The following is a 25,804-nucleotide window of genomic DNA, read 5'->3' as shown; positions in this document are numbered from 1 at the left end:
TTAAATGTTTACATGTATTTATTATTTTTTTTTTAATGGTTTTAAAAAACTATATTAAATACTGGGTCCCCTGTCGCTCGCGTCCCCGGGTGTGAGGGGCCACACCCTGTGCCTCCCTCGCACAACCCTGTGTCTCGCACACTCTGCACTGTTCTTACAACATGCACAAAAAAAGGCTGGCCAATGATGGCCAGCCCTGCTAAACTTATCTAATCTGTGATCAGTTCTTTCTAAACGCCCATTTCCACATTTCTTTCCAGGTAGTTTTCTTACCATACAGAAGAATACCGGTGCGATAGATCTTTCCTGCCAGCCAGGTTGTTCCCAGGAAGCCGAGGATGAGGAAGACCATGCTTGCAACCAGTTCCCATACCTGCACGCCATCCGGAATTCCATGCGCCACGCGTGCCATCATCACCACCGGAGAAGTGAGCGGGAACAAACTGCCGAATACTGCCAGTCCACTGGTAGGCGCGTTCACGGCTTTCATGGCAATTACAATGGCCACAATGATGGGGAGCATAACAGGCAGCAAGAGGCTTTGTGCATCCTGCGGATCTTCATTAACGGCGCTGCCCACAGCAGCAAAGAGAGATGAATACAGGAAATATCCACCTAAGAAATAGAAAAGGAAACTACCGATGATCAGGGGAAGGTCCAGTTTGCCGAGGGCAGAGAAGAAACCGGCTACGCCGCTCTGCGGTACCTGTTGACCTGCTGCGGCCAGCTGACTGGAATCTCCTGCCATTACTGCCGTGATCACCAAATTAACTACAGTACCCAATACGATCCAGATGAGGAACTGCACCAGACCAACGGCGCCGATGCCGAGGATCTTGCCCATCATCAGTTGTGTGGGCTTCACGCTGCTGACGATCACTTCTGCAATACGGTTTACTTTTTCTTCCATTACACCACGCATTACCATGGTGCCATATATGAAGAGAACGATGTAGATCAGGAAACCGGAGATCATGCCTACCAGGTAGGCCATGCCGGATTTATCCTGCTTGCTCTCGTTTTCAAGACGGTTGATATCGAGGTTGGCGTCGCGCTGTACACTGTCCAGTTGCGCTTTGGAAACATACGTGAGCATCTTGTGCTCTTTCAGCTGCGTGTTGATCCTCTTTTCCACTTTATCACGGGTGATCACGCCGAGTGATTTGGCGGTTCTGATCCTGATGGAATCGGCAGCGCTGTTGAAGTTCTGAGGAACGAACATATATCCTTCATAACTTCCGGCTTTCACGCTGTCTTTGAGTTCTTTTTCTGAAAGCTGGTTAAGAAAATGGAAACTGATATCTCCATCGCTTTTCAGTGAGCCTTCAAAAACATTCGACTGATCGGATACCAGTACTTTAACGGCATCTCCGCCTTTAACGGAGAACCAGATGATGGCTGCATAGAATCCTGCGAATAACAGGGGCAATAATATTGTTGTCAGCAGGAAGGTCTTTTTACGTACCCTGCTGGTAAATTCTCTCTGTGTGATGATCCAGGTCTTGTTCATGTGATGTGTTTTAAGCTGTGATCGGTTCAAATTGACGGGCCATTGGTGTGCCTTCAACCAGCCGGATAAAGATCTCGTTGAGTGATGGCAGTATTTCCTGGAAGGCGGTTATGCCTGTCTGTTGGTTCAGGAAGAATTGCAGCACATCATTGGGCCTGCGGCCCTCGTGGATCTTCACTACCAGGTCGTGCTCCTTAGCTTCAACCACTTCAAACACATCGGATGCAGTGGATAACGGATTGCTTTCAAAGCTGATCTTGAAGAGATGTTCCTTGAATTGTTGTTTCACCTGTTTTACGGTACCGTCGAGTATCTTCTGGCCTTTGTTCACCAGGATGATATGATCGCAGATCTCTTCCACCTGTTCCATACGGTGGGTACTGAAGATGATGCTGGCGCCGTTCTTGGCCAGTCGATAGATCTCGTCTTTGATCAGGTTGGCGTTCACGGGATCGAGACCGGAGAAGGGCTCGTCGAGGATGATGAGTTTGGGCTCATGGAGAACGGTGGTAACGAACTGCAGTTTCTGGCTCATACCTTTACTGAGGTCTTCCACTTTTTTGTTCCACCAGCTCTGCATATCGAAACGGATGAACCATTCCTTCACTTTTTCCAGGGCTTCCGACTTGTTCATCCCTTTCAGCTGCGCGAGGTACACGGCCTGTTCGCCGATCTTCATCTTTTTATACAGACCACGCTCTTCGGGCATATAGCCTGTCTGAAGGATATCGGTCTGTGGGTTGAAAGGTCGTCCGTTGAAGAGAATTTCTCCTTCATCCGGGTAGAAGATGCCGGTGATCATTCTGATAAGGGTGGTTTTGCCTGCGCCGTTGGGGCCCAGGAGTCCGAAGATGCTGCCGGGTGCGAGGTGGAAGCTGATATCGTCCACTGCCTTTTGGGTAGCATAATACTTCTTGAGATTCCTGACTTCAAGGATGTTCATGTAGTAAAAGCTTTGGTAAAAGTTGGAGTTATGGAGGCTATTACGCCTTTCGGAGTAAAGCAACCACTCTTTAGTAGCATAAATGTTAAAATTATTACAACCGGTCAGGAAGGGTTGAGTACGGCATGGATGGCGGCGGCCACGCGTTCCCCGTCCATGGCTGCACTGACGATACCTCCGGCGTAACCGGCTCCTTCGGCGCAGGGGTAGAGATTGCTGATCTGGGGGTGCTGGAGAGTGCCGCCATCGCGGGGGATGCGGACCGGGCTGGAGGTCCGGCTTTCGGTGGCCACCAGGATGGCTTCGTTGGTGAAGTAGCCGCGCTGGCCATGGCGGCCGGGCATCTTTTTACCAAATTCCTTGAATGCCTGCTTTAACGACTGATGCACGAAACCGGGCAGTACATCCTTAATGGAGGTGGAGTGGATGCCGGGGAGATAGGAGCAGTCGGGCAGTGAGGACGAAACTTTTCCTTCTGTGAAGTCCACCATGCGCTGGGCGGGGGCCACCAGTTTGCCGCCGCCGGCGTTCCATGCTTTTTGTTCCACGGACTGCTGGAATTTCATGGCGGCGAGTGGACCATATTTATTGAAGGCACCCATATCGCTGAGCTCAACGGACACCACCATGCCCGAATTGGCGTAGGGGTTGTTCCGTTTGGAGGGGCTCCATCCATTTACCACGAGTTCGCCTTCGCTGGTTGCTGCTGGGGCGATGATGCCTCCGGGACACATGCAGAAGGAGAACACGCCGCGTTTTTCCACCTGTTGTACCAGGCTGTAAGAAGCGGGTGGGAGGAACTCGCCGCGTGCGGGACAATGATACTGCAACTGATCGATGAGTTGCTGTGGGTGTTCCACGCGCACACCGAGTGCGAATGGTTTTGCTTCTATGAGAATATTGTTATCGTGTAACAGTTCAAAGATGTCTCGCGCAGAGTGACCTGTTGCCAGGATCACGGCATCTCCGTGGAACGAATCACCTTTTGCAGTGGTGACTCCTTTGATGATGTTATTGCTGATCTGAAGTCCTGTTACTTTTTGTTCAAAGAGAAAGATGCCTCCGCAATCGATGATAGCTTCGCGGATGGCGGTGATGATCTGCGGCAGTTTATTGGTGCCAACGTGAGGGTGTGCTTCGTACAATATCTTTTCTTCAGCGCCGAATTGCACGAGAAGTTGGAGGATACGATTCACATCGCCTCGTTTGTTGCTTCTTGTGTATAATTTACCATCGCTATATGTACCTGCGCCGCCTTCTCCGAAGCAATAATTGCTTTCGGGGTTCACGATGCCTTCTTTGTTCATCTGGGCGAGGTCGCGCCTTCTTGCGCGCACATCTTTTCCTCGTTCCAGGATGATGGGTTGTATGCCAAGCTCTATTAGTTTCACTGCAGCGAACAATCCTGCTGGTCCGGCTCCTATGATGACCACTTTATTGGGAGAAGCGGATACATTGTGCAGGGGGATGGTTGCTGGTGGTGTGGGATGAAAAGGTTCATTCACGAAGGCTGTGATGGTGAGGAGGATCCAGGGTTGACGGCTGCGTGCGTCGATGGATCTTTTCCGGATCTGGTAACCTGTGATGGTGTCGGCTTTGATTCCAAGATGGCTGGCAGCATATTGCTGCACCGTGTTGGGCGATGCTGCTTCAGCAGGGAGCAGCTTGATAGTGAATGTTTGTTGCATGGTGTCAGGTAGTTAACCGTGAAAACCTAATATATGTTTGGGTAATTAAATACCCCGCGCTGCAAAAGTAGTGAAAGGCAGTGACAAAAACACGCATGCGCATCATGACGAAACGGCTGATGCTTGTGGGTATTAATTGACAATAATTAATGCAAAAAGTAGAAGTACGTAAGATTATATTGAAAGGGGAGCGAACGCTTTTAAGGTATAACAAATTTTGAATGGGAGTGCGGAAAGAAAGGAATTTATTTTTGATGAGCGGGGTCAAAAAAAAGAGTGGGAAAATTCACTTCGTTTCAAAATTTGTGTATCTTCAATGGCATCAGTCATTAGTTATTTTTTTATGAAGAAAGGTGCTTTTGAATATATGGTGCCTGTTACTTTCTTCTCACCGATTTCCTGCAAAACCACTCGCGAAAAAAAGGATCATGTTCAGTGGCAGCAAGACCTCCGGCCGGAACAGTTGTTAGTAAATGGTGTTTCGCGGTATTTGCTTAGTTTTCTCTGCTACCTTACAATAACGAATAAACAAGCTTCGGTTCAGTTCGATCGTATCAAACGGTTTTTGGCGTACAGTGTCTGGATCTTTTCCACATTGATTTTGAGTGTTGATAATATTTTTTCTTTAAAACAGTAAGCGGAATTCTTATTGTTCAGCTTTTGCTGATCAGCAGGCTACACCTGTGTTTATAGAAAATGCGTCATAATAATTGCACATGGTGATTGATGTAGTAATTCCTAAAAAAACAAGTGAATAAAAAATTTTTTTATCCACAGATAATTTAGATATTCGCAGCCCTGCTGAAGTTTTTTTATGATGATTTAAGTAGAAGACAAATCTCAAATCCTGTGAAGAATTTGCGGTTGGCATGATTAAGGCATATTCCTAACTCAACATAAAAACTGCTAGTTGAATAATGGCAAAATCTTTTGATAAAGTCTGGAACAGTTGTTTAGAAATTATAAAGGACATAGTTGAGTGGCAACATTTCAAAACATGGTTTGAACCTATCAAGCCTGTTGAGTTAAAGGAGAACATTTTGGTGATCCAGGTACCCAGTCAATTCTTTTATGAATATCTGGAGGAGCACTATGTGAATTTGTTGGCAAAGACTTTGCGTAGAGTGCTTGGGAAAGAAGCAAGACTGGAGTATCGCATCATGGTGGACAGTGGTAACCATTCCAACAAGCCGCTCACGATGGATGTACCAACTCATGGCTACAAAACTTTTTCCAGTAATGAAATGGACTTTCCACTCATCATACATAATCCGGTAAAGAATCCGTTCGTAATTCCGGGATTGAAGAAGATGCAGATCGATCCGCAGCTCAATCCTATCTATACGTTCGACAACTTTGTGGAGGGTGATGCTAACCGTGTGGCTCGCAGGGCCGGCAAAACGGTGGCCGAGAAACCGGGCGCCAGCAGCTTCAATCCGCTGGTGATCTATGGTGGTGTTGGTTTGGGAAAGACTCACCTGGCGCAGGCCATCGGTAATGAAACGAAAAGGATCCAGCCTAACAAGGTTGTATTATATGTAAGCTCCGAAAAGTTCATCAACCAGTTCCAGGACCATAGCCGGAACAATGCGATCAACGATTTCATCCACTTTTACCAGCTGATCGACGTGCTGATCATCGACGATGTTCAGTTCTTCAACCGTGCCGAGAAAAGCCAGGATGCCTTCTTTGCCATCTTCAATCACCTTCATCAGAGCGGAAAGCAGCTGATCCTGACTTCCGACAAGCCACCGAAGGACCTGGAAGGCGTGCAGGAGCGACTCCTGAGCCGCTTCCGCTGGGGGCTGAGCGCTGATCTGCAGGTGCCTGATTATGAGACCCGCATCGAGATCCTGGAGCGCAAAATGAAGAACGACGGTCTTGAAATGCCACGCGAGGTAGTGAAATACCTGGCCTATAATGTGAACAATAACGTGCGCGAACTGGAAGGCGCATTGATCTCATTATTGGCACAATCTTCGCTCAATAAGCGGGAAATAGACCTCGATTTGGCAAAGAGAGTACTCCGTAATTTCGTGAAAACCAGCAGTAAGGAGATTACCATCGAGACGATCCAGAAGATGGTATGTGAGTATTTTGATGTGCCATACGACAAGCTGCTGCAGAAGACCCGGAAACGGGAGATAGTCCAGGCCCGCCAGATAACGATGTACCTGGCGAAGGCATTCACCAAGAACTCCCTGAAAACGATCGGCGAGCATTTTGGTGGACGGGACCATACTACCGTGATCCATAGCTGCCAGACCGTAAAAGACCTGATGGATACCGACAGTACCTTCCGCGAGAGCGTAATGGAACTGCAACAGAAAGTGCAATTAGCCGCGATGTAAATCTTGAGTTATAAAAATATTTATTTGAAGTCCCGCTCTGATCAGCGGGATTTCTTTTTTATATAGTTGAGAATAAAAAGATTAATAGAGTTTGGAAATTGAAATTTTCCGCTTATTTTTGCCGTCCATTAAGCGGAATGCTTATTACGGTGAGGTGCCTGAGTGGCCGAAAGGGCCGGTTTGCTAAACCGTTGTACGAGCTTAAACTTGTACCGAGGGTTCGAATCCCTCCCTCACCGCGAAATGGAATTGGGAAATGCTACACATAAAAATGTGGGTGGCTTTTCCCTTTTTTTATTTTAATGTGTTTGAATGGGTATTATGTTCTTAATCCGTAATTGCTCTTTGTCAAAAGCCTGTTCTAAGAGTACTAGATAAAGTTCACCAGCGTTTAATCGAGAAGGTAATTTATTGACAAATAGAATGAGTAGGTAGGTGGCCGAATAGTACGTTTTTTATTTAACTGCTAAGCAAGACATAAGTTGTTTAGGCTCGTGAATTTTACAATTCCAAATTAATTGATAAGATAATTTGGGTGTGTTCATGTGTAGTATGTGCATAATATTTATTGTTATGTGCAAAGCTAGAATAATAATTTCCAAACTGGCAACTAGAAGGGGTAGTACCTGTAAAGGTATTGTTGGAAGCATGTACTATTCCATTAAGTAAGGCGTGCCCCGCGTTGCTCCTACCACTCATTTTTCTTTTCACATGATTGATAAAAATAAAGATTGGTTTCGAATCAAGGCCTATTTGCATATCGGATTACCATTAAAGCAAATAGATAGACAGTGGGTTGAGAAATATGTGCGTGACCCAAGAAAAGTAAGTAAGCACTCATTCTCCCCTTTCATCCACAGGCTGACAGAAACTCGAAAATTTAGAAGAGAAATTGCAGATGATGGAACAAGATCCAAGATGCGGAAACCCTCAAAAAAAGTGAGAGATCTTTATTACGCCAATCACTTGGACTCAAATATATTAAGTTATTACGCTCACCAGCTTTCAATTTATTACGAGAAAAAATTAGAGGCAGAAAACCTCTCGGAATGCGTGACAGCCTACAGAAGAATTAAACTCAATTTAGTTGATCATAAATCGAGGAATAAGTGCAATGTTGATTTTGCGAACGATGTTTTTTCTTATATAAAGAATTCGAATGAAAAATTTCTGGTAGCCATAACGTTTGATATCAAGAGTTTTTTTGATAATCTGGATCACAAAATTCTAAAGAAGGCTTGGAGAGAACTGGTTCCATCATTTACTGGTGATCATTACAACGTATTCAGAAATATTACTAAGTTTTCTTACGTAGACGAAGATGTGTTATTTGATTACTATAAGAGTAGAATTTCTGTTGAAAGGCATCCTCGAATTGTAAAGCAAATTCCTGTTGAGAGAAAAAAGTATTTACGAGACAAAAGAGCTATAGCATTCTGTAGAAAACACGAAATAACTGATATACGCAATGCCGGATTGATTAAAGCGAATAAATACGAATTTGATAAAGTTACAAATCAAAGAGTAGGATTGAGAAAGAAAGGTATTCCTCAAGGTTCATCAATTAGTTCTGTATTGGCGAATTTGTACTTACTCGATTTTGATAAGTCCGCAAATATATTGGCTCAGAAGTTTGGAGGCATCTATCGAAGGTATTCAGATGATATGATTGTTGTTTGTAACAGGGTACATGCAAAAGATATAATAAAATTTTTTCAGAAAGAAATTCTGAAGTATAAACTGGAAATTCAAAAACATAAAACACAGGTTTTTGAATTCAGATATCTAAAAACAGAAAAAAGGTATAGGTGTAAGGAGAGGAATCAGAAAACAAATCGTCTGCAATCCAACACCAGTCTTGAATATCTCGGGTTTCAGTTTGATGGGAAGTATACGATGCTGAAAAATGCCAGTCTTGCTGGTTACTACAGAAAATTGAAACAAAGTGTTGCAAGAGGAAAGTTTTACACCTTACACAATAAGACAAAAACTAAAGGGGAGTTATTTAAGGCAAGGTTATATAAGAGATTTACTCAAGTCGGGGCAGAGCGAAGAAGAATTTATCAGCGGGATAAAGTACGTAAGAATATGTTTATTAAGTCAAACAGATATGATTGGGGAAATTATCTGACTTATGCAATTCTTGCAGCTAACACAATCGCGGATAACAAAATTGGAGGTCAAATAAAACGGCATTGGAACAAGTTTCATGTGCTTTTGCGATAAACAACAGACTCTTAAGGTTCTCCTTATTCAAATAGTGCTTTTTAAATTAGCGCAGTTTGTTCAGGTACTTAATCGTTTTCTGCAATTTCTAAATATGGCCCTAACTTCTAAGCGCTTGAGCCTTATTGGTATTCAGATTTGGACTGACTAGCATAGAATTAAATAATAGTTATGAGTAGCCCATATTTTGAAGATATTTTTCATTTCCCATGTAAAGAATTTAGTGAGCATCTGGAAAATAAATCAAATGAAAGGATTTTTTTCTCTGGTCGCTATGGAATTGGGAAGACCCAGTTTTTGAAAGACTTCTTTAAGCAAGAATCTATTGAAGCAAAATATGATGTGTATCACCTTTTTCCTATTGATTATTCAATCACAGCAAATGAAGATATCATTCGATATCTGAAGTATGATATTATTAATGAACTTTTATTGAAAAACGAAAATGTTGATGAAGAAAGGCTAGGCTTTTTAAAAACTGTGCCTAAGTTTATTCTAAATAATCTTCATAAAGTTACTGCATCAATAATTCATATGATTCCCAAAATCGGCAAAGATGTTGTGGAATCTTTTGAACGTATCGATAAATTAAAGGAAGAGTTCTTAAAGTTTCATGACGATGAAAATGTAACTGAAACTGATAAGATGATCATGTATTTAGAAAAACTTGAGGCGGAAGAGGGTGGTATTTATGAGAATGATTTAATTACTAAAATAATTACAAGTTTTATTTCGAGTACTAAAAAACAAACAGTTTTGATTCTTGATGATCTTGATAGAATTGATCCTGAACATGTTTTTAGAATATTGAATGTTTTTGCTTCTCACTTTGATAAATCTGGGACAGGAAATAAATTTGGATTTAATAAAATTATTCTTGTCTGCGATAATAAAAATATGAGAAGTATATATCAGCACAAATACGGAATCGATGCTGATTATTCAGGTTACATTGATAAGTTTTATAGTAATGAAGTGTATCATTTTGACAATATCAATGCAATTCAAAAGTCTTTAAATAAAATATTTAACTCGATAGACTTCAGATATTCAAATGAGCAAGAGTTGTTAACAATTCGGAAAGTTTTTTTTGGTGATAATTTTCTCAATAACATTATTACGATGCTTTTAAATAGGTCTTACATAAATCTGAGAAGCATTGTTAAACTATATTCTAAGTCAGTCAATTATCATTATAATGAACTAAATATTCTTCGGTATAATAGCTCGATTGCATCTTGGAAAATTCCTATAACGGCCCAATATAAAATATTGAGGGATATTGCTGGAGATTACACAAATTTGAAAAAAATTCTTCTTAGTTGCCTAAATTATGGTGAGGTAATCAAGGACTATGATGAACATTTTTGTGATGCTTTATTTGTTTTATCAGTTGATAAATTGGATAGATTAATGCCTCAAAATTATGTTCATGACTTTAAAGGTATATTGATCAATGTTAGTTTATATACAACGGGGTTTTCTAGTCACATTTATCAAACCAGAGCGCTAAAAGCGGAAATTCAACGGTCTAGCTCAGAGCGTGATACTGAAAAATACTCACCCAGCATTGAGCAATTTTGGAGCGCTCATATAGCGGCATGTGATAAATTACATCGCTTAGGTTATTTATAAGTACAATTAAAACATCGCTTACAATTTCTGCTCCATCAGGCGCCACCCATTTACAGATCATCACTACCGCAGCCGAACTCAATTTCGATAAACAGGAATTCAAAAGAAACGAAACCAGACCAGAAGAGCTCCCCTTGAACATATTTAAAACCGATTCCCTCACACTGGAAATTTCCATCGCCCCATCCAGTAAACTTGCATTGCTCCATGTACTGGCCCTTGAATTCTTCCAACAAGTGAACGGAAAATGTACAGTCTCAGAGAAAACACCCGCACCGCCATCGGCGTGATCCAGGCGGAAAGAGCTGTGTCATAATCACATGTTTAAGCATTTCACTGTTTTAGGGGAGATAACTCCCGGCTATCTTCTTTTTCTTTATGCCTGTTTACGGGTATTGCTTCTTACCTGAAAAACACCCTAAAAAGCATTACATGAAAAAGTGGAATATTACACTGCTGTGCTTATCCTTTCTGGCAACAGCTTGTCTGCCTGCCTTCGCACAACCAACCAACGCAAAAGGCTGGTACATGCGCCCTGACGTTGAGAATATAGAAGTCGGGTGGCTCACCAAACTCACTTTCAAAACACCTGCGAAGCCCTTTGCCCAGAACGGCTGGTCTTACCCCGCCAATCAAATTGATGTTACACAAAAAGTAATAACCTGGATGCATCAAACCTTCACCTGCAAGGGCCTGCTCGGAGAGCCTAAATTATCGGTGCTGGCTCCGGAACCTCCTTTGCCAAGGACCAGCAGTTCCTACGGGTTCAACCAGGCAGAGAAAGAAAACAGGCGTGCATTACCCAATACCTACGGCGCCTTCGTGAAATTCCATCACAACCTCGTAAAAACAAGCACGCATAAATTCTGGCCCATGCCAGGTAATCTTGCACAGATGACCGTCAATATCATGGCCAACAATGTGGAGCTGATCTCCCGGCCGCTGGTGTATTTATCTACCCCCACAGATTATTACTGCGTCATGCCTCAATATTTTCCCGATGCAAAGGATCAGAATGATAAGGCTCATCACAAACAATCCTATAATTACCGGGATTTCACAACCAGCCCCAACCTTAAAAAGTATCAACATTATTTTGTACCGGGTCAATCATTGGCCGGCAATGGAGCTTTCTATGTTGTGATCATGACCAAAGACAATCAGCCATTGCCTTTTGAACAGGTAACCTTCCAGGAATTCCTCAGCCAGATGGAAAAACAATTACCCCTGATGTATACAACGGCCATCAATAATGGCTCCAAGCTGCCGAACCTGATGGAACAGGGAAAGAGAGGACTTCAGATCCTCAAGGATACTTACAAGAACAACCTCAATGATTTTGTATATGTCGGCGATATCAATACTCCCATGGATATGATAGACCTCACCCACCTGGAACCGAATAAAAGAATATCCTGGCTGGCCACTGAAGCTTCAACAAAGCAGCAAGGTTCAGAGTACACTCGCACCAATTTCCCCATGCTTCGCCTTAAAAAAGGAGTGAAGCAAGCCTGCGCCACCAGCGGGCCACAATGGATCGTCTACCGCCTGGATGATATGATTGATCAGGCCGACGCCGGTAATATCGAACTGATGGATAATTTCGTGAACCGATTCAACTATGATTATGTCTACAATTACTTCTTCGGAAAAGAGAAAGTGATTGAACCTTACAAACCAACCGGTTTTGTAAGCAAAGAAGATAAGAACAACAGCCAGTCTGCCACCGCCCTCTCCGATGAAGCAACAAAAAATGCGGCCGATAAATCCATTCACTTCTTTGAGGATTTTTCCTCCGTTGCCCTCGGCGCTGCACCGCCGTCCTGGAACACTGAACGTTCTTACGAGACCGGTGGTAAAGTGGAAGTAACCGAACTGAAAGACGCTTCCGGCAAATGGCTCAAACTGAAAAGGAATGCCAGCCCTAAAAATTTCACTCCGGTGGCCGGCGACTTTGATATCAGCTACGACCTGCTCGTTCATAAAGGCGATGTGCCCTGGGGTACACCCGGTATGAAGATGGAGATGACCTTCTCCTCAGGTCAGGGAGATAAGCTGTATAATATCGATGTAACACCCGGAGACATGAACCGGAAAGATGCTGCAGGATGGGCGATGCTGATGCTGGGTGGGGCCAGCTGTACTATCGGGAACTATTATTCACTCCCGGACTTCACAGGAAGCAAGCCTGCTAACAAAGTAACCATGTCCTTCAGGAAAAAAGGAGAAACGGTGACCGTACTCTGTAACAACAATAAAGTGTACGATGCCCTACTGCGTTTACAGCAGGCATGAACCTGAAAAAGATAAATTTCTACGTCAACGAAAAGAACGTTTATTACATCAGCAATATCAAGCTGAAAAAATAGGTGGCCGTACTTAAGTGTACATGACTGTTGCATTTAATTATGCAGCAGTCTTTTTTATACTCCTGACCACGGTCAGTTACCCGCTGACGCCAATCATGCGAAACGCGGTTATCCGTCATTGTAACGGCCTGGCCGGCGGCGTACATTTGTGTAAGATTTGTTACTGATACTTTTTGTAACAATGCCAGACACACAGGAATAAGAAAACTAAAATCCAGGTATCCGAAGAAAACCAAACCCGTAGTTTAAAATCCATATCCAGATCCAAAATCCAATTATCCGTTTGAGAACCAATGGTATGACAATAGCAACTTCTGGATAATACCCCAACCATGCGCCCATGGCATGGTTCCCCCTAAATCCTGAACCCGTAGAACAATATCATACTGACCACGGTCAGTAAAATCCCTAACCATGGTCAGTAATTCCATGTATACTAGCTGTTATTTTTGCTTTACACGGTCTTAACTATCGGAGGAGCATCATGGCCAGAATACAATTAAAGATCAAAAGATTCATGCAGGCAGCCGGCACCTGGCGGAGGATGCTTGTGTTTCTCAGCAATGAGAACACGGAGCTGAAGCTCAGACTGGCCGAGATTCTGAAAGATACTACAGCCTCTGCAGGCCTCCTGGAAGAAGCGGAGCAGTACCTGAGCCAGTTTACGCAGCAAGATGAAGTGATCTATATGGCAAGAGGTGATATCGCTGCCCTTGAACTTCTCCTGACCTCGGAAAACTTTGAACAGGAGGCCAATCTTAAAGAAGTCGAAAGAAAATATAAACAGCTTAATAAAGAGCTGGAGAAACTGGAAAGAGAGATCAACGCACAGAAATTCAAATTCAATACATTTCTAACTGCTCTACAATAAATGCACTTTTCATAAGGTAAGGTTTAATGATTACTGATTTAATTCGAAATGCCCCCTAAACCCTAAAGCAAGAAAGGCCGGATAATATCTGGCCTTTCGATATTTTAGGTAGTATTGATCAGTTTGCCATCTGCCCCAGCTTCTTTTCATCCAGCAGCGTGATCCTGCCATCTTTGATGTCTATCAGTTTGTCTGCCTTGAATTCACTCAGCGTCCGGATCAGGCTCTCGGTAGCCGTTCCGGCAACAGAAGCCAGGTTCTCGCGGCTGATATCGATGGAGAAGTTTGTATCGCCCGCAGTTTTGTATTTACGTTGCAGCGTCAGCAGAGCCTCCGCTACTTTTTTTCTTAATGAATTGTAAGCAAGTCCCAGCAGTTGCTGCTCCTTGTCGGCAATATTCCTGGCCAGCAACTGAATAAATTTCTGCATCACTTCCAGGTTGTTGTTCATCAACTGCTCGAAGTCTTCGCGCGGGATCACCGCCAGCTCTGTGTCTTCCAACGCTTCGGCAGTTTCTTTGTAAGCACTGCCTTCCAGGAGTGCGAGGTAACCAAGAAACTCACCTTCATTGAACAATCCTGTCACCAGGTCTTTTCCATCGTCATTTGTCTTGTAGGTACGCACCCTTCCTTTCTGAATAAAGAAGAGTTTGGAAGGCGTATATCCTTCCGCGTAGATCTGGCTTTTCTTTTTGTACTTGTTTACGTTCCGGTCCTCAGACAGGTTCTTCAGCAGGTCCTTGCCATTGCTGGTCTTCATCAGGGTGCTCAGACCATAGAGATCGGCGGGCAGCTGCTCCCTGGAAAGATCTATTTTTTTGAACCGGCTTTCCACTGCATTCAATAATTCAGTTCCGGAAAACGGCTTGGTGATATAATCGTCGGCGCCCAGTTCCATCCCTCTTCTCACATCCGTGCGCTCGGCTTTGGCAGAGAGAAAAATGAATGGGGTATGCTTCACTTCCGGATTCTTGTGCAACATATGAAGCACGCCATAGCCGTCCAGCACAGGCATCATGATATCACAGATGATCAGATCGGGTTTTTCTTTCAAAGCCAGTTCCACTCCGGCTTTCCCGTTTTCTGCTGTGATCACTTTGTAATTGGTCAAAGACAATATCTCGGCAGTGTTCTCCCGGATATCATTATTGTCTTCGATAAGCAGGATCTTTTTCATGGGAAATAGGTTAATGTCAGTTTTTAGTTTCTGCTTCGTCCGCAAATTCCGTGGATGGCATCAGCGGCACTTTTACAGTAAACAAAGTGCCCTTACCTAGTTCACTTTCGCAAGTGATGGTTCCGTTCAACAGTTCGATATAGCGCGCTACAATATGCAGTCCCAGACCTGTGCCCTGTATATGCACGGCATTGGAGCCACGATAGAACCTTTCAAATAAATGCTCCAGGTCGTCCTGTGCTATGCCGATCCCCTGATCATGGACTTCTATTATAAAATGGCCCGCTACCGTTTCTGTATTCACTTTTATCCGGGTGTGCTCCGGCGAGAACTTCACGGCATTGGCAATCAGGTTGATCATTACATGCCTGAGCAAAGATAGATCACTGGTGACCTTTTCCTGACCCGTATGGCTGTAATCTATGAGCTGTCCGGGTTTCAGGAGGCTGGAGATATCCCCGATGATCTGGTGAAGCACCTCCTGCAGGTTGAACGTTGAAGGGCGCACCACGATCTTTCCTTCTTCGATCTTTCCTACAGACAGGAAGTCGTTCAGAATATCGGTGAGCATGGTCACGGATGAAATGATCCGCTCGATATGTCTTACTCGTTTAGGCTGTCCTTCTGTGGTGTCGTATTTTTCAACGAGGTAAGCGGATGACAGGATGGTGCTGAGCGGCGTCCGGAATTCATGGGAGGCCATGGAGACGAACCTGGATTTCAGTTCGCCCAGTTCCTTTTCTCGCTCCAGCAGTTTCTTCAGTTCGCTTTCAGATTCTTCCAGCTGCTTCAGTACATCGGTCAGCTGTCGGGTGCGTTCCACTACTTTGAATTCAAGTTCATCGTTCAGCTTCTTTACTTCCATCTCCGCATTCTTGCGGATAGTGATATCACTGACGAAAGCGATCACAAACTTTTCCTCTTCCATGGTGTAGGTGCCAAGGCTCACTTCCACAGGAAATTCCTGTCCACCTTTGCGCACCGCAAAGAGATCCATTCCGGATCCCATCGGGCGGTTCTGCGGCCGGTTCACAAAACGGTTACGGTGGCCTACATGTTTATCATGAAAACGTGTGGGTATCAGCATTTCTATTTCCCTGCCCAGGACTTCATATTCTTCATATCCGAAGAGTTGAAGGGCAAAGGGATTGATCCTGACGATGCGACCGTGCATATTGCCGATCACAATGCCAATGGTGGCATAATCTATAAAAGCGCCGGACTTCTGCCGTTCACCGGCCAGCTTTACCTCCGCTACCTTGGAACGCTCGGTGACTTCGATATGAATAAAAAAGAAAGCTTTTTCTTCAAAAACAAATGGACTGATAACGATCTTTCCCCAGAAGTCGTTTCCGGTCCGGGTGATGAATTCCATTTCGCAATGCCAGTTGCCTTCCTGCAGCACTTCATAGAAAATATCATTGATCTCACTTTCTGTAAGGGGTTGGAGAAAGGACAGGTCCAGCTGGTCAGTGGGAATTTCCAGGTCCGGAAAATCAAATAACTGGAGGCCAGGCTTATTTACATACACAAACTTCTTTGTCTCACTTTCTATGACGCCCAGGAATGCTGTGGTATTCCTGCTGACGGCCTGCAAAAGCGACAAATGGAAACCCGCGATATCGTATTGGGAAGATACCTGCATGTAAAATCAATTTTTTGTGGATTTCTATTGGAATTCAAGTTAAATAAAAATGGTTAAATATGACTTCCTGATGCTGTTACGATTATAGCATTAAAGAAATTTAATAGAAATCAAGGGGGTTGAAGTGCTGCTTACCGTCAGCAAATTCGCTGATGCCGGTCATTGGATTGAAGTGGTTCTATCGGATACATTTGTTGCATATTCTTTATCAGATGAGTCTACAGGCAAATAAACTCCTTTACGAAAGATCGCAGGTCTATTACAATGACTTTGTATTCCCCACTTTGGACATGAAAAGCTACAATGGCTTTGTATATAAGACATATTCCTCACAGCCGGATATCAGGCAGTTGTTCGACGACCCATTCAACCAGGAAGTGCTGGACAAGCATTACGCACTTACCCTGTATGAGGATGTAAAAGTATTTGCCCTGCAATCTGCCGCCGCCGCCATCCGTAAACTCACCGATGCCCGTAAAGCCCTGAAGAAAATTATGGGGACAAATCACCCCGACAATGCTTTATTGCAGCAACAGATGATCGCTGCGGAAAGATCGCAGTCATTACTGGAACTGTACAAGCGGAACCTGCTGAAACCCCTGGCCCTGGAACTTCAGAAATTACTGAACAGCACCGAACTGATCCCTGAAGTGGTGGTGAACTCGGAAAGACTACAACATGTTTTGAAGTTGATGACCAATACAGGTACAGTGCTGGAACATACCACCGGTAATATCGGCCAGCCGGTCAATACGCCGAGCCGCAGTATCGATCAGGCAATGCTGATGGCAAAAGCCAGGGAAGAAATGCAACGTGCAGTGGAAATGCTGCGCAACTTTGAAAAAGTGAATGCAGGCCTGGTGAAGATGGTGGAAAAATGGAAATGGAACAGGATAGTGCATGAGCAACAGGAAATGCTGAACTGAGAATATCTGCTCTTTGAGGAAGCGCCCGGCCTCACCACCTGAATTCTTTTTTCCACCGGTCCAGTGAATGTAAGCTCTTCAGTTGTTTCTGGATTTCTTTTTCCGGAAAACCATTCGCCCTCATCCTGTCTCTTATTCTTGATGACATTTCTGTCATGGTCAGTTCAGGTTCTCTGAACGCGTCACCGGTAGAGCAACTGGTGCAATATTTATTCCCTTCTTTGGCTTTCAGATCGTGTTTTAATTTAGTGCTGCAACTCTGACAAGGTTGTTCCTGCCATTGTACTTTTCCGAGTTCAATGGATTGAAGCTTATCCAGATGATCCTGATGTTTCATCCAGTCGGTTAACCCCAGGAAAATAAAAAATGCTCCCGATATTGCCAGGCAATAAAAAATAAATAAAGTCCTTTTGTATTCAGAATTGATAGAACGATGTAGCAGTTCTGTATAGTCGAATTGGGGATATTTGTTTTTATTAAAGAAGGCCAAAGCTTTTGCATTTGCAGTCAGCACTGAAATTGAATCTTCATAGATGTCCCTGGCCAGTTCGTCGTTCTTGCCGGCGTTACCTTTTTTTATTCTTTCCTGTATACGTTGCAGTTTACTGGTGAAATAAGCAAGCCGCACCTCGATACGTCCTGAATCCATTCGCCTGTATAAATTCCTCTCGCGCGCCTCCTCCAGGTATTTAGAGTTGGAGTTTAGTTTCCGTTCGTTTTCTTCAGATTCTTTAATGGATACATATACTGCAGAGAGTAGAAGGGCAATGCCGCCGACAAGACAAAACTTATACAGGCTGTCTGTAGGTAAGGATGGAAGGTTCATTAAGGTTCTTTATTTGGAAGTAAATAAAGTTAATGATTCAGGTTCAGAAAGTTCTGATCTTTTTTCTGCTGTTCTGTGGTGGTTTCATTTTAAAAGAGATCCTATATTCGTTTTTTCAGCCATGATAAGGCTGCCTGTGAGGCTTTTGTAAAGGAATGGAAAAACCCTGCGCCGTAATACCAGCTTCCCCTATATTTGTATCAGCCCTGCAAGCAGCCATTTGAAGTCCAGAAGTAGAAACGTCATTTATACTATGCGGCATGAATATACTTTACACGGATATCAAACATACTCTGCTCAGGGAATTCGCTTTCCTGAAAGAACATGGATTTACTGACTTCACTGAAGAGCAGATTGCCTACGAGATCCATTTTACCTGCAGCAACAATGATGGGATCAATATAGATGTGTACTTCGAGACCATCTCCAGCACCAGTATCAATATCCTGATCAATGGTGCTCACTTCCACGAAATTTCCACGCACGAACAGGTGTCTTCCTATTATCAGAAGCTGGCAGCCTTGTACGATGATAACTTCAGGAAATACCTGGAGACCAATGATGATAATTTCATGAAGGCGAACTTTGAATTATACCTCACCAAAGGACGTATATTGAATGAACTCTTCCTGCATGCTGCTGCCGGTATCCTGAAGCGGAAACCTGAATTATTGCATGATAAAGTGATCTATGAGAAGATCATTAACAACCGGCCGCAGCCTCAAAGGCGCCATGGCGGAAACTTTCATGCGGTATCATTACGGGAACTGATCAGTAAATCCAATGATCCGTCATTCATGAAACATTTCGATGATCACTGGTTGTTCATTGAAACCGATAAAGTGGAAGTGGATATCCATTCTCCGGAGGAATTTGTGGATCTGCTCATGTCCAGTGGCCTGGACAGTGCCAATGTGGACAGCCTGCAGTACCAGTTCATCAAAAAGTAGTGATTACAGAAGGTCCTTCACAGGCATAAAGAAACTGTTCCTTTCACCTGCCAGTCTTACTTTCCTTTTGATGGCTTCTTTCAGGTGCATTTTCCCTTTCAGTATTTCTTCAATGTCTTTCCCGTCCATCCCGATGATGTTCAGCCTTTTTCCTGTTACAAAACCTTTGACAGCTTCTTCCGAAAAGCCGGCATAACAAACGATAATGCCTCTGGCCCAGCTGGCCTTGCCTTCCACTTTCCCATTGAAGTCGCGGAGCGGACTGCCGCTGCAGGGAGACTGCTGCCATTTGGCTTCCAGCAGGTAGATATTTCCATCCAGTTCAAAACTTCCATCGATCTCTTCTCCTACAACGCGGAAGGCTGCACGCGCATCCAGTCCGCTTTCCGTGAACAGACGGATCAGAAAGCGTTGAAAGGCATAACCACGTTGCTGGGGTTGTAAAACCTCCAGTTGTTTGAATTCATCCAGCAGGGAATCAGTGGCAGGTTGGATGGACGTAGCTGCTGTTATAACGGAAGGAACAGGAATAACCGGAAAAGTGACGGGGGCCGCTATTTGACCGGGCTTCCCCAATAAAAGGTGCAGAAGGGAAGGAGAAGTAACTAATAGTTTTCTTTTGATCAGTAATAAAAAAGGTACAGATAATAACAAGGTTGCGCCGGTGATGAAAAGTGATCTGGTTACTGTGTCATACTCCTGGGTTTTCATCATAATGGCTATCACTAACAGAATGATTCCTGTATTTCTCGCGAAAAGAAACCAGTAGTGGAGTTTTTTCACCGAATTATATTCCTGCTCTGTTCTTGTTATGTATCCACCGTTGTAGAAGATCAATGAAGCAATAGGTGAGTAAAGAGCTATAGCCAGGGAAGAGATCAGATTGGCCAGGCCGTATTCCTGTTTGTTATATCCTCCCATAGCAGCCGTCATAAAAGTAACGGCGATGACGGCACGGATCATTGCAAGAGTCTTACCGGTAACTTTCTCCGTATCTGTTGTGTAGCTGAAACTGAACCCCGGGTTTAATTGCACCTGCCTGCCTGTAAAGAGGATCAATATGCCGAAAACCATTGCGCTTAGCGAGATGCCGGATTCGCCCATGAGAAATCCTACCAACCCGATGCTCAGGAAGATAATGACCAGTAGGTTCTTGATGTTGAGATAGGAAGGCATCATGTATGGCAGAAAGAGGTTTGGCTAAAGATAATAAATCAGGATAACAGCTCCCAATGCCCGCAAAGCTGTTATACAATTCAAATAACGGCGATCATTTCATCCCTGAATGCGCGAGGGCTTTTGCCAGTATGCTTTTTGAAGAAGAGATTGAAATATTGCGGATAGCTGAAGCCAAGGCTGTTGCCGATCTCGGAGATATTCCAGTCGCTGTTCTGCAACAGGTCGGTGGCTTCCGAGATCAGTTTTTCGGCAATGATCTCTGTAGTGGACTTGCCAGTGAACTCTTTCAGACAATGATTGAGATGATTCACATGAGTATGCAGCTCTTTGGCAAAATCATTGGGTGTTTTCAGACTGATACTGTTCTTGGGGGAATCGATCGGGAACTGGTTATTGAGCAGGTCCATGAATTCACTCACCAGTCTTTCACCTTTCTGGATCTTCTGGTGGGGAACGAGCCCCGCCTGGAGCTTGAGCATATTGTAAATGATCAGCTTCAGGATGCTGCGGATGATATCATGACGGTATTCGGAATGCTCTGTAAACTCAGCCTCCATCAGGCTGAACAGGTATTTGAACTGTTCGTATTGCTCTTCGTTGAGGAAGAGAAAAGGGTAGATGCTGCCTTTGAAACGTTGCCGGATCTTCCGGAGCTCTTTGCGCAGATCGGCGTTCAGGTAAAGGTCGTTGAAGAGACTGACATAACCATCCTGTTTGCCGGAGAGGTTCTTCCAGCCGAATTTGATCTCGGGGTCATTGAAGAAGATGGCAGGACGGTCGATGGATATCTCTCCTTTTTCGGTGACCAGCACTGCATTGCCTCCGCAGACACAGAGCTTGAAATAATCCCGCCTGCTGAATGGGATAGTGGCCATACAGTTCTTTCGCTTCAACACATTGAAATGGCTGGCCCTTCCCTGCGATGCCAGCAGGTCTTCCGGGATCTCCCTGTTGGTGCTGGTGTAATACTGTATGATGCTTTCGCGCTGTTCCATTTCCCGAAGTTAATAAATTCAAAGAAAATGGGCGACCGGATTATGGAGCATGCCAACGGGCGCCGGAACGAAGATGTTAAGGTAAGAGCGGACATATTAAAATCAGATCTTGGAAATGATGCTGTCAAGTATTTCCATAATTTCGGGTAACTTTTACATTGTCAAGCCATTAATCCGGGTCCCCAATGCATCGTATGTCAATTATGCTGGTCATTTTTTTGCTCCTGTATGGGGTGAATTCGCAGGCACAGCTGGCATCTTACAGCATGGTGCATTTCACTACAGAAGATGGACTTCCACAAAACAGCGTTACTGCTATCCAGTTCGATAAATGGGGATATTGCTGGCTTGGTACGGAAGATGGACTGGTCCGCTTCAATGGAAAATCTTTTACTGTCTTCAATTCAGAAAATACTCCCGGGCTTACCAGGAACAGGGTGCGGATTGGCGCAAAGGATGATGATGGAAATCTCTTTTTTCAGAACGAGAGACTGGAGCAGATGGAAATAAAGGCCGGTCCTTTTCAGAAAGCCCCTGTACCGGCGATGTATAACTCCGGCGGATGGATACCTACAAGAGGCGGGAAAATGTTGAAGCCGGGCAACCTGAGAGAGCAGGTCAGGAAAGTTTATCAAAGGGCAGAAGACTTCAATAATGCATACAATTCAGGGTTCCGTAGCAGTGAGGGGGATACGTATGTGTTTACCATGAACCGCTTGTATTTTGTTTCTGACAGCGGCGCCCTTTGTATTGATTCATTCCATCATAAAGAATTTTATGGAATGTTGAATGTGGGTGGGGTCAGCATTGTGGTTGATGATAAAAATGTAATCGCTTACAGGAAAAGTGTACGCCAGAAGTCCATCACTGCCATTCAGGGGCCCGCTGGAAAATGTAAAGATTTTAAGAATCGGTCATTTGAACGGTTCCAGTCGGAAGGGCATTGCTTCATGTATGGCGACAATACACTCTATGAATTATACCTGGAGAAAGGCCAGGTACAGAGCAGGATCATTTTTGAAGACCTGGTGATCCCTACTATCGGTTCCCTGTATTACAATGCCGCACAGGACAAATATTATTTCGGTTCACTTATTACCGGACTTTATATTGTCACTCCTTCTGCTTTCCGGTATCCCCGTAAACCAAGGCAGGCTATCGATGAAGGGTTCTATTCCCAGTTGGTGACCAGTAACGGGGATATTATCTGTAACCGGTACTATTATACGAATGACACTGCATTCAGACTCCCCATGAACAGGTGGGTGGGGGCATCGATGTACCTGAGCCCGCAACAGCAGATCTATTATGGAGACGGACCTGAACTTTTCAAATTCGATCTCAATAAAAAGACCAACCAGAAACTTCTTCCTCTGGATAGCCGGCCTGCCTCCATTTTCCGCGATATCACAGACAGCAATGCAATAATCCTCAGCACATCCTTTGCTGTAGGGAAGCTGGTTGGTGACAGCATACAGCTCATGCGAAAGCTGCCGGGCAATCAAACCATCATGAGTACCTTCCAGACAGGAAAGGATTCGTTTGTAATTGCCACCCAGCAGGGGGTGCACTGGTTTGATCTGCAGAGAACGCAGATCTACCGTTCCTTGCTGGATTCTTTTTACATCCGTTCCGTTTATACCGAACCGAATGGAAGGACCTGGATCTCCACCATGGGCAGAGGTTTTTTCCTGTACGATGAAAAAGGAAAACTCCATGAATTTCCGGTTCAGCCTTTCAATGCACTCAAAACTATCCATGCTTTTGTAGAAGACGGATCGGGTAATTTCTGGCTCCCTACCAATGATGGATTGTTCACGGTGAAGAAACAGCAATTGCTGGATCATATCCTTAGTCAGAAAGCTATCAGTTATTATAAATACTCCGTAGCAGACCAGTTGCTGACCAATGAATTCAATGGCGGATGCATACCAGCTTATCAGTGGCTGAAGGATAGTGTTCTTTCCCTGCCATCGATCCAGGGCATCGTACAGTTTCAGCCTCGCAAAATGAAGCCTTATCAGCCTTCTGCTTCCATCTATATAGAATCCATTCTGCTGAACAATCATGAAATTAAATTGCCGGAGGGGCCTTTGATGCTGGAGCCTTCGTACAGCAGGTTGTCATTGACAGTGAGCTGTCCGTATTTCGGAGACCGCGAGAACCTGCAACTGCTTTACATGATCGAAGGACTGGATAAAGAATGGCAACCTGTTCCGGGCGACAATAAGATCGTGGTGAGCCGGCTGCTGACGGGCGATTACAATATTCTGGTCCGGAAGCAGAATTCTTTAGATGATGAGGCAACGGGGTTGTCGATCCCCTTTTCCGTGAGCCCCTGGTTCTACCAGACCTGGTGGTTTTATTTGTTGGTAGCGGTTGTTGTAACGTTGGTTTCTTTCTACATCACCTGGTTCCGCGCGCGTATGCTGCAACAGCGAAACAGGAAGCTGAAAGAGATCATCACAAGACAAACGGAAGATCTGAGCAAAACCGTGGCGCAATTGAAACTATCGGAGCAGGAACTGAAAGCCAGCAACCAGATGAAGGACCGTGTGACGGCCATGGTGCTGCATGATCTTCGTTCACCAGTTCGTTTCCTGCATACCATCAGCAAGCAGTTGCTGCAATATTATGATACCATGACTGAGGAAGAGCGTAAGCACACGCTATCCATGCTTAAGAACAGTACGGGTTCGCTCAATGATTTTACGGAACAGTTCTTTGTGTGGGCAGCCAGCCAGCACAAAGGTTTCCGCATTACTATTGAAACCTTTGAACTGAACGAGCTCTTTGTTGAAATGCAGGAGCTGTATGCCGATATCGTATCAATCAATGGTAATAAACTGGTGAGTGATCCCATTCAGATCCGGGCTACCACTGACCGGCAGATCCTGGCAGTGATGCTCCGCAACCTGGTAGACAATGCGAATAAGAGCACATATAACGGAACCATTACATTGTCTGCAACCATATCGGATGGTCAGCTGGAAATTGCCGTTGCCGATACTGGCAAAGGGCTCAGCGAAGCTGCCATCGAAGATTTCTATAATGATAACGATATATCAGGCAACAGGGGTAATGGAAGTACCATTGTGAAGACCCTGCTGCAAAAGATCGGTGGCTCACTGAAAATAGAAGTGGAAAAAGGGAAGGGCACTACCTTCCTGCTCCGGTTCCCCCAGGACTGAATACATTGTGTTGTTTGGAGATCTCCTCCAGTTCGTAAAGAGAATTCACCTGTAATTTTTTGAAGATCCTGCCTTTGAAAGTACTGGCAGTGGAGCTGTTGATACCAAGTGCGTTGGCAACTTCCAGTACGCCCATGCCACGTAACAGGAGCATGGTAACATCCAGTTCACGTGCTGATAATTGAAGAAATGGATTTTTTGTTCCATCGATGCCCACATAGTTTTTCAGGATCTTGTCTGACAGATATCTCCTGCCGGCAATCACTTCCGTGATAGCGTATTTGAGGAACTCGTCGTTCTCGTTCTTGCTGATATAACCTCTGGCGCCAAGTTGCAGGCATTTGGCGCTGAACACATCTTCCGAGTGAACACTGAGCACAAGGACGTGCAGGGACGGGTATAGGTCGCGGACCTTTTCAAGCAGGTAGAGCCCATTGGGCTCAGGCATCTGCATGTCCATATACAGTAGATCGTATTTCTTCAGGCTGAGTTTATTCAGCAATTCTTCTCCGGAGGCGGCATGGTCGAAGCTGTATCCATTGCCGGGAATGCTGCGTGTAAGCATCTCCAGGCCCACCCTCACAGTAAAATGGTCATCTGCAATCAGGATATTGAGCATGGGTGCAAGTTCGGTGATTTTACATTTCAAGCATCATAAACTGTGTCTTGTGGACGAACTACTACAAGATGGCTCATTTCAAAGGGGGGAATTCTGCAGGCGATTACGAAGAGGGAACCATGCAACCAGCTAAACTGGTGAATGAGTAAGCAGGATGTTGAAAATAATAAGGGGATCTCTCTATCACAGAGACATCCCCTTTGTTGTATAAGATTAAATAGTTCTCAGATCATTGGCCATAATTGAGGATAAAATTTGCGATAGTTTGTTTTCATCCAGGAGAATATCCTGCATATCGCGAATCAAATGTCCTTCCTGTCCTTCATCAATATAACGGCAAACATTAAATGGCTCTGATGAGTCTTTGAAAAAAAGCGGGCCTCCATATTCCCGGTTTTTGTTGATGGCAATAAACCTGTAGTCCCCGAACATGTTCTTTTCAGCAAAGTAATCAAGGCCGGCAAGAATCTGGATCTGGCTAAAGAGCCCTTCTTTGCCTTTCATATTTTCAATGGAAGAAAGATTTGCGTTACGGAAATGATCCCGTACCTTTTTTCTAATGATAGAGTCGATATTTCCGTTCTCCCGGCGAAGGTCTTCCAACAATGAAAAGAAGGCTGCATTACTGCTTTCTTGTTTCAGCACTTCGTACCAGTTTCCGCAATCATAATTGTCGTAGTAAAATGGAGAGGCTTTTACCCAG

18 protein-coding genes and 1 tRNA gene are annotated in these 25,804 nt (G+C 44.4%); 9 read left to right on the top strand and 10 right to left on the bottom strand.

All coding sequences use genetic code 11. The features are described from left to right. Positions 1-220 precede the first annotated feature (220 nt). From ACTHMC_RS08885 to ACTHMC_RS08875, 3 genes are all read right to left on the bottom strand, one after another. A complete protein-coding gene (locus ACTHMC_RS08885) occupies positions 221-1,510 on the bottom strand; it encodes an ABC transporter permease (RefSeq protein ID WP_440412687.1) in 1,290 nt (429 codons plus the stop codon). Between the two features lie 10 nt (positions 1,511-1,520). Continuing rightward, positions 1,521-2,453, bottom strand: a complete 933-nt coding sequence (locus tag ACTHMC_RS08880; RefSeq protein ID WP_440412686.1) for an ABC transporter ATP-binding protein — start codon at positions 2,451-2,453, stop codon at positions 1,521-1,523. Between the two features lie 104 nt (positions 2,454-2,557). Continuing rightward, a complete protein-coding gene (locus ACTHMC_RS08875) occupies positions 2,558-4,141 on the bottom strand; it encodes an FAD-dependent protein (RefSeq protein WP_440412684.1) in 1,584 nt (527 codons plus the stop codon). 917 nt (positions 4,142-5,058) lie between these two features. Here ACTHMC_RS08875 and dnaA point away from each other — a divergent pair. The 6 genes from dnaA (at position 5,059) to ACTHMC_RS08845 (ending at position 13,593) form a co-directional block, all read left to right on the top strand. Continuing rightward, positions 5,059-6,492, top strand: coding sequence for a chromosomal replication initiator protein DnaA (dnaA, locus tag ACTHMC_RS08870; RefSeq protein ID WP_440412683.1), 1,434 nt, complete (start codon positions 5,059-5,061; stop codon positions 6,490-6,492). A gap of 148 nt (positions 6,493-6,640) precedes the next feature. Beyond that, positions 6,641-6,731 (top strand) — tRNA-Ser (locus tag ACTHMC_RS08865). A 472-nt stretch (positions 6,732-7,203) separates the two neighbouring features. Continuing rightward, positions 7,204-8,718: a reverse transcriptase domain-containing protein gene (locus ACTHMC_RS08860; RefSeq protein ID WP_440412682.1), complete on the top strand. Its 1,515-nt coding sequence runs from the start codon at positions 7,204-7,206 to the stop codon at positions 8,716-8,718. A gap of 171 nt (positions 8,719-8,889) precedes the next feature. Further along, entirely contained in the window at positions 8,890-10,353 is a 1,464-nt protein-coding gene (locus tag ACTHMC_RS08855) for a P-loop NTPase fold protein (RefSeq protein ID WP_440412681.1), read from the top strand. A 432-nt stretch (positions 10,354-10,785) separates the two neighbouring features. After that, positions 10,786-12,648, top strand: a complete 1,863-nt coding sequence (locus ACTHMC_RS08850) for a hypothetical protein (protein WP_440412680.1) — start codon at positions 10,786-10,788, stop codon at positions 12,646-12,648. 558 nt (positions 12,649-13,206) lie between these two features. Further along, a complete protein-coding gene (locus ACTHMC_RS08845) occupies positions 13,207-13,593 on the top strand; it encodes a hypothetical protein (RefSeq protein ID WP_440412679.1) in 387 nt (128 codons plus the stop codon). Positions 13,594-13,711: 118 nt separating this feature from the next. On the opposite strand, the gene ACTHMC_RS08840 is transcribed toward ACTHMC_RS08845, so the two are convergent. Beyond that, complete coding sequence (locus tag ACTHMC_RS08840) at positions 13,712-14,770, bottom strand: response regulator (RefSeq protein ID WP_440412678.1); 1,059 nt, start codon at positions 14,768-14,770, stop codon at positions 13,712-13,714. A 16-nt stretch (positions 14,771-14,786) separates the two neighbouring features. After that, positions 14,787-16,415, bottom strand: coding sequence for an ATP-binding protein (locus ACTHMC_RS08835; RefSeq protein ID WP_440412676.1), 1,629 nt, complete (start codon positions 16,413-16,415; stop codon positions 14,787-14,789). A gap of 212 nt (positions 16,416-16,627) precedes the next feature. Here ACTHMC_RS08835 and ACTHMC_RS08830 point away from each other — a divergent pair, with 212 nt between their 5' ends. Then, positions 16,628-17,341 (top strand): hypothetical protein, encoded by a 714-nt coding sequence (locus ACTHMC_RS08830; protein ID WP_440412674.1) that lies wholly within the window; start codon positions 16,628-16,630, stop codon positions 17,339-17,341. Between the two features lie 31 nt (positions 17,342-17,372). Here the strand turns inward: ACTHMC_RS08830 and ACTHMC_RS08825 are convergent, their stop codons facing one another. Then, entirely contained in the window at positions 17,373-18,167 is a 795-nt protein-coding gene (locus ACTHMC_RS08825; protein ID WP_440412672.1) for a zinc ribbon domain-containing protein, read from the bottom strand. A 260-nt stretch (positions 18,168-18,427) separates the two neighbouring features. On the opposite strand from ACTHMC_RS08825, the gene ACTHMC_RS08820 reads away from it, so the two are divergent. After that, entirely contained in the window at positions 18,428-19,117 is a 690-nt protein-coding gene (locus ACTHMC_RS08820; RefSeq protein ID WP_440412670.1) for a hypothetical protein, read from the top strand. A 3-nt stretch (positions 19,118-19,120) separates the two neighbouring features. Here the strand turns inward: ACTHMC_RS08820 and ACTHMC_RS08815 are convergent, their stop codons facing one another. Together ACTHMC_RS08815 and ACTHMC_RS08810 are read right to left on the bottom strand one after the other, a co-directional pair. Continuing rightward, positions 19,121-20,296, bottom strand: coding sequence for a restriction endonuclease (locus tag ACTHMC_RS08815; protein WP_440412668.1), 1,176 nt, complete (start codon positions 20,294-20,296; stop codon positions 19,121-19,123). A gap of 77 nt (positions 20,297-20,373) precedes the next feature. Beyond that, positions 20,374-21,291, bottom strand: a complete 918-nt coding sequence (locus ACTHMC_RS08810; RefSeq protein ID WP_440412667.1) for a helix-turn-helix domain-containing protein — start codon at positions 21,289-21,291, stop codon at positions 20,374-20,376. Positions 21,292-21,494: 203 nt separating this feature from the next. On the opposite strand from ACTHMC_RS08810, the gene ACTHMC_RS08805 reads away from it, so the two are divergent. After that, positions 21,495-24,482, top strand: a complete 2,988-nt coding sequence (locus tag ACTHMC_RS08805) for an ATP-binding protein (RefSeq protein WP_440412665.1) — start codon at positions 21,495-21,497, stop codon at positions 24,480-24,482. Here ACTHMC_RS08805 and ACTHMC_RS08800 read toward each other — a convergent pair. Beyond that, positions 24,451-25,101 carry a response regulator gene (locus ACTHMC_RS08800; RefSeq protein ID WP_440412663.1) on the bottom strand — a complete coding sequence of 217 codons (651 nt, stop codon included), beginning with the start codon at positions 25,099-25,101 and terminating at the stop codon, positions 24,451-24,453. The two genes, ACTHMC_RS08805 and ACTHMC_RS08800, sit on opposite strands and share 32 nt — an antisense overlap. Positions 25,102-25,314: 213 nt before the next feature. After that, positions 25,315-25,804 (bottom strand): hypothetical protein (locus tag ACTHMC_RS08795; protein WP_440412661.1); only part of this gene is annotated, 490 nt, incomplete at its 5' end.

It is taken from the genome of Pseudobacter sp., assembly GCF_051955275.1.
In the GTDB taxonomy this organism is placed as follows: domain Bacteria; phylum Bacteroidota; class Bacteroidia; order Chitinophagales; family Chitinophagaceae; genus Pseudobacter.
The sequence above is the reverse complement of the archived record's forward strand: the minus strand, read 5'-3'. Positions and strand labels throughout refer to the sequence as shown.

What these genes read in the sequence shown, in the direction of transcription:
- ACTHMC_RS08885 (WP_440412687.1), bottom strand. Translation starts at nt 1,510, where the DNA reads ATGAACAAGACCTGGATCATCACACAGAGAGAATTTACCAGCAGGGTA.
- ACTHMC_RS08880 (WP_440412686.1), bottom strand. Translation starts at nt 2,453, where the DNA reads ATGAACATCCTTGAAGTCAGGAATCTCAAGAAGTATTATGCTACCCAA.
- ACTHMC_RS08875 (WP_440412684.1), bottom strand. Translation starts at nt 4,141, where the DNA reads ATGCAACAAACATTCACTATCAAGCTGCTCCCTGCTGAAGCAGCATCG.
- dnaA (WP_440412683.1), top strand. Translation starts at nt 5,059, where the DNA reads ATGGCAAAATCTTTTGATAAAGTCTGGAACAGTTGTTTAGAAATTATA.
- ACTHMC_RS08860 (WP_440412682.1), top strand. Translation starts at nt 7,204, where the DNA reads ATGATTGATAAAAATAAAGATTGGTTTCGAATCAAGGCCTATTTGCAT.
- ACTHMC_RS08855 (WP_440412681.1), top strand. Translation starts at nt 8,890, where the DNA reads ATGAGTAGCCCATATTTTGAAGATATTTTTCATTTCCCATGTAAAGAA.
- ACTHMC_RS08850 (WP_440412680.1), top strand. Translation starts at nt 10,786, where the DNA reads ATGAAAAAGTGGAATATTACACTGCTGTGCTTATCCTTTCTGGCAACA.
- ACTHMC_RS08845 (WP_440412679.1), top strand. Translation starts at nt 13,207, where the DNA reads ATGGCCAGAATACAATTAAAGATCAAAAGATTCATGCAGGCAGCCGGC.
- ACTHMC_RS08840 (WP_440412678.1), bottom strand. Translation starts at nt 14,770, where the DNA reads ATGAAAAAGATCCTGCTTATCGAAGACAATAATGATATCCGGGAGAAC.
- ACTHMC_RS08835 (WP_440412676.1), bottom strand. Translation starts at nt 16,415, where the DNA reads ATGCAGGTATCTTCCCAATACGATATCGCGGGTTTCCATTTGTCGCTT.
- ACTHMC_RS08830 (WP_440412674.1), top strand. Translation starts at nt 16,628, where the DNA reads ATGAGTCTACAGGCAAATAAACTCCTTTACGAAAGATCGCAGGTCTAT.
- ACTHMC_RS08825 (WP_440412672.1), bottom strand. Translation starts at nt 18,167, where the DNA reads ATGAACCTTCCATCCTTACCTACAGACAGCCTGTATAAGTTTTGTCTT.
- ACTHMC_RS08820 (WP_440412670.1), top strand. Translation starts at nt 18,428, where the DNA reads ATGAATATACTTTACACGGATATCAAACATACTCTGCTCAGGGAATTC.
- ACTHMC_RS08815 (WP_440412668.1), bottom strand. Translation starts at nt 20,296, where the DNA reads ATGATGCCTTCCTATCTCAACATCAAGAACCTACTGGTCATTATCTTC.
- ACTHMC_RS08810 (WP_440412667.1), bottom strand. Translation starts at nt 21,291, where the DNA reads ATGGAACAGCGCGAAAGCATCATACAGTATTACACCAGCACCAACAGG.
- ACTHMC_RS08805 (WP_440412665.1), top strand. Translation starts at nt 21,495, where the DNA reads ATGCTGGTCATTTTTTTGCTCCTGTATGGGGTGAATTCGCAGGCACAG.
- ACTHMC_RS08800 (WP_440412663.1), bottom strand. Translation starts at nt 25,101, where the DNA reads ATGCTCAATATCCTGATTGCAGATGACCATTTTACTGTGAGGGTGGGC.